We start from the raw sequence: 11905 nt of genomic DNA on the forward strand, positions 1-11905 counted from the left end.
ATGGACCAGATCGAGCAGACGTTGGCCGTCGCGACGGAACACCACCGCGCCGGCCGCACCGCGGAGGCCGAACGGCTGTACCGCGACGTGCTGGACGCTTCGCCCGGCCATCCGGACGCCCTCCATCTGCTTGGGGTCATCGCCCTGCAATCCGGCCGGGCGGAGGAGGCGGTCGACCGAATCGCCCAGGCGGTGGCGGGCGACGACGGCTCTCCCCTGTTCCACGCCAATCTGGGCCACGCCCTGCACGCCTCCGGCCGGCAGCGGGAGGCGGCGCTCAGCTTCGCCCGCGCCCTGACCCTGTTGACCAACGAAGGCGAAGGCTGGGGCAATGTCGGCGCGCTCGCGAATCTGATCCGTCGCTATGACGACGACACCCGCGCCGCCGCCGCGGCGGAGGTCGATGCGCGTTACACCATGGGCGACGTGATGCGGCGCCAGTCCCTGCTGTTCCTGCTCAGCGGCGACATCGCCCATTACCGCAATCTGGTGAACACCGCGCTGGAAGACCCCCTGCGCTTCTCCGTGCCCTCCATGCATTACGCCTATTGGGGCATCGCCATGCGGCTGTTCCAGGGCGATGCGCGCAAGGGCGACGTCGGCGCCTTCACCAATGGCGAGTTCCGCCGTTTCTACCGGCTTCTGGTGGAGGAGACCGCGCGCCGCTACGGCCTGGACGGCCGCCTGCGCCGGGCGTCTCCGCGCGCGGCGGTGAAGCGGGTGGCGCTGATCACCAACCAGATGCTGGGCGAGGGGCACCAGCCCACGGCCGATGCCTTCGATTACGCCCGCCGGCTGCAGGACGACCATGGCTGCGAGGTGCTGATCGTCAACCCCAACGCCATGGCGGTGGAGGGGGAGAACGGCTTCGTCCCCGAATACAGCTACAACGTCACCGAGGAATATGACGGCGAGCAGACCATCTCCGCCCAGGGCGCGAGCGTCCGCATGCTGTCCTTCCCGCAGCCGCGCTTCGACGAGGAGAAGCTGACCGCCATCGTCGACGCGGTGGAGCGGTTCGATCCCGACGTGATCGTCGCCTTCGGCGGGTCCAACACCGTGGCCGACCTGTTCGCCGGCACCCGGCCGGTTGTGTTCCTGCCGACCTCCAGCGGCCTGGCGCCTTCGCTCGCCACCCTCCTGCTGGGCTATGCGCCGGAGGACAGTGCCGCCGGCTGGCCGGAGGAGGCGCGGACGCGTTTCCGTCCCTTCTCCTTCGGCTGGAGCCTGCCCGCCGCCGGTCCCGCACGCAGCCGGGCGGAGCTCGGCCTGTCCCCGGACGGGCCGCTTTACGTCGTCGTCGGCAACCGCCTGGACCAAGAGGTCGGGCCGGAGTTCCTGGAGACACTCGACCGCCTTCTAGACCGCGTGCCGGATGGGCAGGTCGCCTTCGCCGGCGCGGTTTCGGAACTGCCCGGCCGGATCGCCGCCGCCCGCAACGCGGCGCGGATGCGTGCGCTGGGCGATGTCGAGGGCATTCGCGGCCTGTACGGCGTGGCGACGGCCTATCTCAACCCGCCGCGCCAGGGCGGCGGCGGCAGCGCCGCATTCGCATTGGCCGACGGCCTGCCGGTGGTGACCTATGCCCGGGGCGACGTCGCCGGCGTCGTCGGCCCGGCCATGACCGTGGCCGACGAGGCGGCCTTCCTGGAGCGCGCCGTGGCGCTCGGGCAGGTTCCGGCCGCAAGGTCGCAGGCGGCGGACGCGGCGCGGACGCGCTTCGCCGAAACGGCCGACCGCGCGCGGTCGGTGGAAAAGCTTCTGGACTATGCGCGCGAGGCCCAGGGGCTGTTCTGAGGCGACGCCCCGCCGGTTCCGCAAAACAATCCCGCCCGGCCTTCCCACGAAACTGTGCTTCGTGGGAAGGCCGGGCGGTCCAGTTTAAGAAGAACAGGGTTCAGGGCATCGGCCGCGAACGGCGCGTCACGCGGTCACCGGTCGGCGTTCACTGGTCATAGGTCCCCGCCCCGACGATGTAACGGCCGTCGCGGGTGACGTAGGAATGCTTGTGCTCGACCTTGTTGGTCTGGCGGTTCAGCCAGACATAGTCGATGACGGCGTTCGGCTTTTCCTTGGTTTCAGTAATCATCGCCTGGACGATGGGCTTGCCTTCCGCGTCCTTCAGATTGGCGGCGTCGGTACCGGCCAGCTTCGGGTTGGCGCCGGAGGCCACGTAACGGCCGTCGGTGTCGAAGACGAAGACATACAGCTCACCGCGGCGGAAGCTGCCCTTGGGGTCCTGGAAGGCCTTGGCCGCCTCATCCGGCCCCTTGGCCTTCAGATAGGCGACGGCGTCGGCGACCAGTGACTTGGCCTGTTCCGGCGTGGCGTGATCGGCGGCGAAGGCGGGCGCGGTCAGCAGGGCCGCCGCGACGGCGACCAGGGATGCGGTTCTGCGAATCATGGATGACCACCTTGGATGTGAAGCGTGGAAGGGAAGAGCCAACGATCCGGCAGGGGTCATTCCTCGTGCACGGTTTCCAGCCAGGAGCGGATCGACCACAGAGCCTCCTGGCCCAGCGCCTCGCCGAACTTCGGCATGTAGGTCACGCCGTTGCGGATCGAACCGTTGGTGACGCGCTCCTTGAACCACTCGTCGCCGGCGTCGCCCTTTTCCAGATAGCGGAGGTCGGGAGCGATGCCGCCGGACACCGCGCCCAGCCCGTGGCAGCGCGCGCAGTTCTGGTTGAAGGCCGACGCACCGATCTCGATGGCGCGCTCGTTGCCACGGTAGGGATTGCTGTCCCGCCAGGTCTCGCCCAGCTTCTCCAGCCCGGTGGTGTCGACCGGCTGGGGAACGACATCGCCATGGGCATAGACCAGACCGGGAAGAGCAACGGCGCCGATCAGACCAACGGCGGCGGCAAGTCGAATAATCCGTGCATTCATGAGAAAGACGTTCCCTCTGTTTCTAGCCGCCCTGCGGCCTTTGCTTCGCATGAGCAGACGTTATCAGCAGTGGGACCCGCGAATAATTGGACTATGGTAGGACATCGTTGAAAAGAAGACGAAACGGCCAAATAAGAACAGGCACGGGAATGGGCGGACCGGATTGCTCCGGCCCGCCCCGTTTCCGCTTGGACGCGCCTGATGTCAGGCCTTCGGCAGCTTGAAGACCCAGAGCGAACCGCCCTGGTTGATGTCCTTCACCAGCTTGGCGACATCGCCGCCCCACAGCGGCACCGCACCGCCCCAGCCGGACACCACGGCGACATACTGCTCGCCGTCCATCTTCCAGGTGACCGGGCTGCCGACCACGCCGGAACCGGTCTGGAACTTCCAGACTTCCTTGCCGGACTTGGCGTCGAAGGCCTTCAGATAGCCTTCCGGCGTGCCGGTGAAGACCAGATTGCCGGCCGTGGTCAGGACGCCGCCCCACAGCGGGGCCGGGTTCTTGTATTCCCAGACGATCTTGCCGGTCTTCGGATCGACGGCGCGCAGCGCACCGATGTAATCGTCATACAGCGGCTTGATGGTGAAGCCGGCGCCGAGATAGGCGGCACCCTTCTTGTAGGTGATCGGCTCGTTCCAGATGTCCATGCCCCACTCGTTGGCCGGGACATAGAACAGCTCGGTCTGCGGGTTGTAGGCCATCGGCATCCAGTTCTTGGCACCCAGGAAGGCGGGAGCCGCGAAGACCGACTTGCCCTTGGCGTCGTGCGCATCGCTGGTGGCCGGGGCGCCGGGCCGGTTGTCGTCGATGTAGATCGGACGGCCGGTCTCGATGTCGATGCCCTTGGCCCAGGTGATCTTGGTGACGAAGGGCGAGGCGTTGATCAGCTTACCGTTGGTGCGGTCGATGACGTAGAAGAAGCCGTTGCGGTCGGCCTTGCCGCCGGCCTTGATGACCTTGCCGTCCTTCTTCAGGTCGAAGGACACGAACTCGTTCACGCCGTCGAAGTCCCAGCCGTCATGCGGCGTGGTCTGGTAATGCCACTTGATCTCGCCGTTGTCCGGATTGATGGCGAGCGTGGAGGAGGTATAGAGGTTGTCGCCCGGACGCAGGTGCGAGTTCCAGGGCGCCGGGTTGCCCGTGCCGAAGAACAGCGTCTTGGTCTCCGGATCGTAGGTGCCGCCCAGCCAGGTGGCGCCGCCGCCGGTCTTGTACATGTCGCCGGGCCAGCTGGCGTTGGTCTTGCCGGTGACGGTCGATTCCTTGCCGTTCAGCGTGCCCATGTTGCCTTCGATGGTCGGGCGCTGCCAGACCAGCTCGCCCGTTTCGGCATCGCGGGCCTCGACCATGCCGATGACGCCGAACTCGCCACCGGAATTGCCGGTGATGATCTTGCCGTCGACGATCATCGGGGCGGCGGTGTTGGAATAGCCTTCCTTGTAGTCTTGCAGCTTCTTGTTCCACACCACCTTGCCGGTCTCGCGGTTCAACGCGACGAGGCGGGCGTCCAGCGTGGCGAAATAGATCTTGTCCTTGTAGATCGCCGCGCCGCGGTTGACCACGTCGCAGCAGGGCATGATGCCGTCGGGCAGGCGGTGGTTGTATTCCCACTTCTTGTGGCCGGTGCGGGCATCGACGGCATAGAGGCGGGAATAGGAACCGGTGACGTAGATGGTGCCGTCATAGACGATGGGCTGGGCTTCCTGCCCACGCTGCTTCTCGCCGCCGAAGGAGAAGGACCAGACCGGGACCAGCTTCTTCACGGTGTCGGCATTCAGCTCGGTCAGCGGGCTGAAGCGCTGGGCCTGCGGCCCCATGCCATAGGTCAGGACCGCTTCGGTGTTGGTGGCGCTCTTCAGCAGATCGTCGCTGGACGGGCCGGGGGCGTCGGCGGCCAGGACACCGGTGGCGCTGAACGCAGTCAGCGAGGCTGCCAGGGCGAGACTTGTAACCAGGCGCTTCATATGCGGTTGCCTCCCAAAACTGATTAAGACGGCACCGCCCGGGGCATGACCCGACCGTTGCCGCCGGACGGGCGGGTCCGGCGGGCGATAGCGGGATCAGGGGCGGCTTTTTAAGCTTTTGGCGGCCGAAGGGACCGCGTCGCTTTACGATATCGGCAGTGTAGACGGATGATCGGTTGGGTAAATTGTCGGATAGTAGCAGGCGTAAGCGTCAGGCCCGCCGCCCTTCACCCCCCGCGCTTCAATTGACCCGCGGCAGAGCAGCCTGTTCGATCTTCGGCCAGAGATGGGCGACGGAGCGGCGATACTCTTCACGCAACACGTCCAGCACTTCGAATCGCTCAGGTATCGGCAGTTCCAACGCTTCCGCCATGTCCAGGCCGGAGTCCACCGCGTGGCGCAGCGTGCCGTCCAGCCAGGTCAGCCAGTCGCGCGTCTGGGCGACGCAGGCCTTGTCCGGCCGGATGTGTCCGTGGTTGGGAACCAGCAGCCGGATGTCCAGGCCATCGACCGCGTCCAACTCCTTCAGCCAGTCGGCGATTGTGGCGTGCGGCGTCGTCGGCGTGCGATCGCAGAAGACCACGCCGCCGGCGAAGAGCACGCCCGTCGTCTCGTCCAAAATCATCAGGTCGGCGGCGGTGTGGCCGCTCAGCGGGATCAGCCGCAGGCGATGGTCGCCGAACTTCACGGTCGAGCCATAGACCGGCTCCGTCGGCACCGTCACCTCGGTGCCGCGCATCCAGTCGCCGACCAGCCGGTACATGTTGTCGGCGATGCCGCTCCCCTCCTCCTGGATGCCGGCGATGGTGCCGGGCAGGGCCGCGATGGGCACATCGGCGAAGGCCTGGGACCCCAGCCAATAGTCGGGGTGCAGGTTGCTGATGAAGACCTTGCGGATCGGCTTTTCGGTGACCTTGCGGATGGCCGCGCGCATTTCCTCGCCATAACGGCGGGACGGGCCGGTCTGGATGACGATCACCCCGTCGGCTGTGACGATGAAGCCGGAATTCAGGATGTTGCCGCCGTTGGCACGGGTGAAATGCTTGGTCGAGCCCTCGAAGACATAGGTATCGGGGGCGATGCGCGTCGGCTTCAGATCGTAGGTCAGCGGCCCGGCGGCCCGCGCCGATCCCGTCGCCGCACCGGCCATCAGGGCAACGGCAAAGGCGGTGGTCAGCGCCAGCCGGCGCAGAAGCGGCATGCTCATTGCCCGACACTCCAGGGCTGGTCGGCCGGTTTCACGGACATCGCCGGCCTCATCGCCGGCAGCGCACCAGGCGGCGGAATCGGGATCGTCGCGCGAATCTCGCCGCCCTGGTTGTCCCGGCCGCGCAGCACCAGCGCCGTGGCGTCGGGCGGCGGACGCACGTCCAGCGAATAGACCGGATTCTCCGACACCGGCTCCAGACTGTCGATCTTCGCCAGTTCGGCCGAACCGCCGGGGGACTGCGCCTCGACCTGCAGGGTCTCCACGAAATAGGCGGGAATGCCGTCGACCAGACCGGTGTCGTTGGGATGGCGGATGCGCAGCCGCAGCCGCGCCACCCCATCGGTGTCCGCCGGCCAGAGCCGGGCCTGCACCTCGCCGACATGGTCGGCCCAATCCTTCTGGGCATAAGAGGCCGGCGGCGCGCTGCAGCCGCCACCCGCCGCATCCACCATCACGCCGGAGACATGCCACACCCCATCGGCGGTTCGTGCAGCCCCGCGCACCGCGGTCGCCTGCTGGATCTTGATGCGGGTGGCGATGTAGGGCGCGGCGGTGCCGGGCTGGTAACGCAGCACCAGCGGGAACGGATTGAGGTCGGCGATCGCCACCATCTCCACCACATGGCCCAGCGCCGTGGCATCGACGGAAACCGGCACCGCCCGCGTGTCTTCCGCCGCCGCCGGGGCGTTGACCCTGACGGCATCGTCGAACACCACCGGCGCGCCGGCGAAATACTGGTCGCGCAGCGCCTCCCACATCACCGAGTTCAGCGGGTCGGAGGGGGAGCTTGCGGCGAACGCGGTGCCCGCGACGACGATCATCGCGCCGGCAAGTCCTACTTGGTAAAGGGCGTGTCCCATCCATCTCCTCCCGACCGGCCGTTTCCTTCCGTCCCGATCACTCCACCAGCGGCGGCGGCGTGTGGGTCGCGCCATAGGCGGCGAAGATCCGGCCCATCGTCCCGTCCTCGGTCAGCGCCGTCACCGCATCGCCGATGCTGTACGCGAGATCGCGGGAGTTCTCTTTGGTCGCCATGCCGATGTTCCAGTTGGAGGTCATCATGCCCGGCAGGGTCACGGTGGTGACCGGGAACTGCTCCGCCCGCGCGCCCAACGCCGCCTGCACCTGGCTCAGCGGCGCCAGCACCGCCGCTGCCTCGCCGGAGGTCAGCTTCTCGATGGCGGCCTCGGGCGTCGGGCAATGGATGATGCGGCTGCGCAGCCGGCCGCCCTGCAGGCCCAAAAGGAAGAAGTCGGGAACGCTGTCGATCTCCACCGCGATCGGCTCGTCCGGCAGGGTCGCCAGCACGGCGGAGCGCACCCGCTGCGGATCGCGGGCGAGCGCGAACACCTCGTGATGATAGGGGCCGAACAGCACCGCTTCCGGATTCATCAGCCCGAATTGCTTGTCATAGGGGATGTGCATCATGATGTCGGCCAGCTCGCCGCCGAACAGGCTGCCGCGCCAGACCGCCACCCGCAGGTCGTCCGACACCGTCTCGCCGGGAATCTGCTCGTAGATGTCGGCCTTGACGCCCAGCTTCTCCGCGATCGCCCTCGCCAGATCGACGTCGATGCCCACCAGCTTGCCGTCGCGCTGGAAGGAGAAGGGCGGGAAGTCGCGATAGACCGCCACGCGCAACCGGCCGCGCTCCATCACCTCGTCCAGCGGCCGGGCGGCGGCACTCCGCGGCACGCCGAGTGCGGACGCGATTCCGACAGACGCGCAGCTCGCGGCAAGTCCGGACAGGAATCGGCGGCGGGTCACATACGCCATGGCAAGTCCCGGCAATGGTGGTTTCATCATGGAACGGGCAGCCAGGATAGCCATCGCTCCGCAACACCAATAATTGGACTTTCGTACAAGACGGGGTCCCGCCCCTGCCGTCGCCTGTCCATCCTTCCATAGTCGCATTCCGCCATCCGGATTCGCTCGATAGGCTGCACTCCAAACAGTTGGCGTTCCGACGGATATGATGACCAAGCCCCGCCTTCCCGGCCCTCTCCGCAGCGCATCGCTGGCCGCCCTCGCCGCAATCCTGCTGGCCGGGACGCCCGGTGCCGGTGCCCAGGCCGTCGGTGCCGATTCCATCGCCGAGATCCGCATCGGCCTGCTGTCGCAGACGCCGGAACCGCCGCCCTCGGTCTCCAACCCCGACGAACCGGCGGCCGACGACGGGCTTGCCGGGGCGACGCTCGCCATCGCCGACAACAACACGACCGGCAAGTTCCTGAAGCAGTCCTTCGTGCTCGACAGCGTGGAGGTTCCGCCGGACGGCGACGCAGCCGCCGCCCTGCGCGAGCTGGCCGGCCGCGGCAACCGCTTCGTCATCGTCGACGCGCCCGGCGCCACGGTGGAGGCCCTGTCGAAGCTGCCGGAGGCGCGCAACCTGCTGCTGCTGAACGCCAACGCCCCCGACGACGCCCTGCGCGGCAGCGCCTGCGCCGCGAACCTCGTCCATGTCGCCCCCAGCCGGGCGATGCTGGCCGACGCGCTCGGCCAATATCTGGTGAAGAAGCGCTGGCCGCGCTGGTTCCTGGTCACCGGCCGCCGGCCGGAGGACAAGCTTTACGCCGACGCGATCCGCCGCACCGCTAAGCGCTTCGGCGCCCAGATCGTGGCGGAAAAGGAATGGACCGCCGAAAGCGACGTCAACCGCACCGCCGAATCCGAAATCCCGGTCTTCACCCAGACCAAGGCCTACGACGTGCTGATCGTCGCCGACGAGGTCGGGGAGTTCGGCGATTACCTGTCCTACCGCACCGCCGATCCGCGCCCGGTCACCGGCACCCAGGGGCTGGTCCCCACCGTCTGGCACCGCACCCACGAGCAATGGGGCGCGGCACAGCTGCAATCCCGCTTCAAGGCTGCGGCCAAGCGCCCGATGACCGCGCGCGACCACAATGACTGGACGGCCGTCCGCGTGGTGGGCGAGGCCGCCGCCCGCACCCGCACCGCCGATCCCGACCGCCTGATCGCCTTCATCCAGTCGCCCGACTTCACCATGTCGGCCTTCCGCGGCGCGCCGCTCAGCCTGCGCCCCTGGGATGGGCAGCTGCGCCAGCCGGTGCTGCTGGCCGCCGACCGGTCTGTGGTGTCGGTATCGCCGCAGGAGGGATTCCTGCACCCGCGCACCGAACTGGACACACTGGGCTACGACCAACCGGAAACGCTCTGCAAGACGCGAGGAAAGACCACGCCATGACCGCCGTCCGCTTCACCGGCATCTCCTTAGCCGCCCTGATCGCAGCCACCTTGGCGTCTGCCGCCGCGGCCCAGACCATCTATGTGTCGAACGAGAAGGACAACACCCTGTCGGTGATCGACGGCAAGACCATGTCCGTCACCGACACCATCAAGGTCGGCAAGCGCCCGCGCGGCATCACCCTGTCGAAGGACGGCACCCAGCTGTTCATCTGCGCCAGCGACGACCATGCGGTCCAGGTCCTCGACCTCGCCAGCAAGAAGGTCGTCCACAACCTGCCCTCCGGCGAGGATCCAGAGCAGTTCGCCCTCAGCCCCGACGGCAAGAGCCTGATCATCGCCAACGAGGACAGCAACATCGTCACCGTGGTCGACGTGCCGACGCGCAAGGTCGCCTTCCAGGTCGATGTCGGGGTGGAGCCGGAGGGGATGGACGTCAGCCCCGATGGCCGCTGGGGCGTCAACACCTCCGAGACGACCAGCATGGTCCACTGGATCGACATGGAAAAGCGGCAGGTGGTCGACAACACGCTGGTCGGCCCCCGTCCCCGCTACGCCCAGTTCACCCGGGACGGTTCGCAGCTCTGGGTCTCGTCGGAGATCGGCGGCACCGTCAGCGTCATCGACACCGCCAGCCGCAAGGTCACGAAGGTCGTCGATTTCCATATCAAGGGCATCGCCAAGGACCGCATCCAGCCGGTGGGCGTCAAGCTGACCGACGACGGCCGCTATGCCTTCGTCGCGCTCGGCCCGGCCAACCATGTCGCGGTGGTGGACGCCAAGACCTTCGAGGTGAAGGATTACCTGCTGGTCGGCCGCCGCGTCTGGCAACTGGCGCTGACGCCCGACCAGAAGACGCTCTACACCACCAACGGGGTCAGCGGCGACGTTTCGATCATCGACGTCGACGCCCTGAAGGTGACGAAGACGGTCAAGGTCGGCCGTTATCCCTGGGGCGTGGCGGTCAAGGGTTGAGACGAACAGGGACTGAGGCAGAGAGGAACGGTGGAATGACGGTGCCGGCACTGGAGGTCGATGGACTGCGCCACAGCTATGGCGGCAACCGCCTCGCGCTGGAGGATGTCGGCTTCCGCGTGATGCCCGGCGCCTTCACCTGCCTGCTCGGCCCCAACGGCGCCGGGAAGAGCACGCTGTTCGCGCTCGCCACCGGCCTGCTGCGGCCGACGGCCGGACAGGTGCGCATCCACGGCCACGACATCGCGCAGGCACCGGGCGACGCGCTGGCCCATCTGGGTGCGGTGTTCCAGCAGCCGACCCTCGACCTCGACCTGACGGTGGTGCAGAATCTCCGTTATTTCGCGGCCCTGCACGGCATCGGCCGGCGCGAGGCCGACCGGCGGATCGAAGCGGAACTCACCCGCCTGTCCCTGTTCGAACGACGCGGGGAGAAAGTCCGCGCGCTGAACGGCGGCCACCGCCGGCGGGTGGAGATCGCCCGCGCCCTGCTGCACCGCCCCACCCTGCTGCTGCTGGACGAGCCGACGGTCGGGCTGGACATCCCCGCCCGCCGCACCCTGATCCGTCACGTCCACGCCCTGTGCGCGGAGGATGGCATCGCCGTGCTGTGGGCCACCCACCTGATCGACGAGATCGACCCTGCCACCGATCATGTGGTGGTCCTGCACCGCGGCCGGGTTCGCGCCGATGGGCCGGTGGCGGCAGTGAATGAAGAGACCGGCTGCGCCACCGTGGCGGAGAGCTTCGACCGGCTGACCGCCGCCCGGCCCACCGCCGCCCAACCTAACGCCGATGCGGAGGCCGCAGCATGACCGACCGGCGGTTCGCGGGATGGTGGATCGCCTTCCAGGCCATCGTCGCGCGCGAGGTGCTGCGCTTCGTGCATCAGCGCGAACGCTTCCTCGGCGCGCTGGTGCGGCCGCTGGTGTGGCTGTTCGTCTTCGCGGCGGGGTTCCGCGCCGCACTCGGCATCGCCATCATTCCGCCTTACGAGACCTACATCCCCTACGAGGTCTACATCGTGCCGGGGCTGATCGGCATGATCCAGCTGTTCAACGGCATGCAGGGCTCGCTGTCGATGGTCTATGACCGCGAGATGGGCAGCATGCGCATCCTGCTGACCAGCCCGCTGCCCCGCGCCTTCCTTCTGCTGGCCCGCCTGCTGGGTGGGGTGGTGGTGTCGATCCTCCAGGTGGCGGCCTTCCTGCTGATCGTCCGGCTCTACGGCATCGACCTTCCCGCTTGGGCGCCACTGACCGTGCTGCCGGCCCTGTTGCTGAACGGGCTGATGCTGGGGGCGCTGGGCATGGTGCTGGCCTCCACCATCCGCCAGCTGGAGAATTTCGCCGGGGTGATGAATTTCGTCGTCTTCCCCCTCTTCTTCCTGTCCTCCGCCCTCTATCCGCTCTACCGCATGGAGGAGGCCGGCCCGCTGCTGTGGTGGCTGTGCAGCCTCAATCCCTTCACTCATGGGGTGGAACTGATCCGCTTCGCGCTCTACGGCCGGATCGACGGGCTGGCGCTGGCGGTCGTTACCGGCGCCACGCTGCTGTTCGCGGCCCTGGCGGTGCGCGGCTATTCCCCCGCGCGCGGCATGGGATCGCGGGCGCCATCGGCGGCGGGGTGACTCCTCACGCCGCGTCATGGAAGATGATG

Annotated in this window: 12 protein-coding genes (1 of these 12 only partly in view); 5 read left to right on the plus strand and 7 right to left on the minus strand. The window is 67.7% G+C overall.

What is annotated here, in order from left to right:
- Positions 1-1797: a tetratricopeptide repeat protein gene (locus tag B9N97_RS04275; protein ID WP_085083719.1), complete on the plus strand. Its 1797-nt coding sequence runs from the start codon at positions 1-3 to the stop codon at positions 1795-1797.
- A gap of 148 nt (positions 1798-1945) precedes the next feature.
- On the opposite strand, the gene B9N97_RS04280 is transcribed toward B9N97_RS04275, so the two are convergent.
- From B9N97_RS04280 to B9N97_RS04305, 6 genes are all read right to left on the minus strand, one after another.
- Entirely contained in the window at positions 1946-2404 is a 459-nt protein-coding gene (locus tag B9N97_RS04280) for a cache domain-containing protein (protein WP_085083721.1), read from the minus strand.
- A gap of 56 nt (positions 2405-2460) precedes the next feature.
- Complete coding sequence (pedF, locus tag B9N97_RS04285; protein ID WP_188051964.1) at positions 2461-2889, minus strand: cytochrome c-550 PedF; 429 nt, start codon at positions 2887-2889, stop codon at positions 2461-2463.
- 204 nt (positions 2890-3093) lie between these two features.
- Positions 3094-4857: a methanol/ethanol family PQQ-dependent dehydrogenase gene (locus B9N97_RS04290; protein ID WP_085083725.1), complete on the minus strand. Its 1764-nt coding sequence runs from the start codon at positions 4855-4857 to the stop codon at positions 3094-3096.
- A 241-nt stretch (positions 4858-5098) separates the two neighbouring features.
- Positions 5099-6064, minus strand: a complete 966-nt coding sequence (locus tag B9N97_RS04295) for a quinoprotein relay system zinc metallohydrolase 1 (protein WP_085083727.1) — start codon at positions 6062-6064, stop codon at positions 5099-5101.
- Entirely contained in the window at positions 6061-6927 is an 867-nt protein-coding gene (locus B9N97_RS04300; RefSeq protein WP_085083729.1) for a quinoprotein dehydrogenase-associated SoxYZ-like carrier, read from the minus strand. The genes B9N97_RS04295 and B9N97_RS04300 overlap by 4 nt, the downstream gene beginning before the upstream one ends.
- A 37-nt stretch (positions 6928-6964) precedes the next feature.
- Positions 6965-7843: a transporter substrate-binding domain-containing protein gene (locus B9N97_RS04305; RefSeq protein WP_244560549.1), complete on the minus strand. Its 879-nt coding sequence runs from the start codon at positions 7841-7843 to the stop codon at positions 6965-6967.
- Between the two features lie 196 nt (positions 7844-8039).
- On the opposite strand from B9N97_RS04305, the gene B9N97_RS04310 reads away from it, so the two are divergent.
- The 4 genes from B9N97_RS04310 to B9N97_RS04325 are packed head-to-tail and all read left to right on the plus strand — an operon-like array spanning position 8040 to position 11876.
- Positions 8040-9272 (plus strand): ABC transporter substrate-binding protein, encoded by a 1233-nt coding sequence (locus tag B9N97_RS04310; RefSeq protein WP_244560550.1) that lies wholly within the window; start codon positions 8040-8042, stop codon positions 9270-9272.
- Complete coding sequence (locus tag B9N97_RS04315; RefSeq protein ID WP_085083733.1) at positions 9269-10246, plus strand: YVTN family beta-propeller repeat protein; 978 nt, start codon at positions 9269-9271, stop codon at positions 10244-10246. Before B9N97_RS04310 ends, B9N97_RS04315 begins: the two co-directional genes overlap by 4 nt.
- Before the next feature lie 35 nt (positions 10247-10281).
- Entirely contained in the window at positions 10282-11061 is a 780-nt protein-coding gene (locus B9N97_RS04320; protein ID WP_085083735.1) for an ABC transporter ATP-binding protein, read from the plus strand.
- Entirely contained in the window at positions 11058-11876 is an 819-nt protein-coding gene (locus tag B9N97_RS04325; RefSeq protein ID WP_085083737.1) for an ABC transporter permease, read from the plus strand. The genes B9N97_RS04320 and B9N97_RS04325 overlap by 4 nt, the downstream gene beginning before the upstream one ends.
- Before the next feature lie 4 nt (positions 11877-11880).
- Here B9N97_RS04325 and B9N97_RS04330 read toward each other — a convergent pair whose 3' ends face one another.
- Positions 11881-11905: the 3' end of a 2OG-Fe(II) oxygenase gene (locus B9N97_RS04330; protein ID WP_143266351.1), read on the minus strand. It continues 674 nt past the right edge of the window; only the last 25 of its 699 coding nucleotides appear in the window; its start codon lies off the right edge, out of view — the gene reads right to left on this strand; its stop codon occupies positions 11881-11883.

It is taken from the genome of Azospirillum oryzae (genome assembly GCF_900177515.1).
Classification (GTDB): domain Bacteria; phylum Pseudomonadota; class Alphaproteobacteria; order Azospirillales; family Azospirillaceae; genus Azospirillum; species Azospirillum oryzae_A.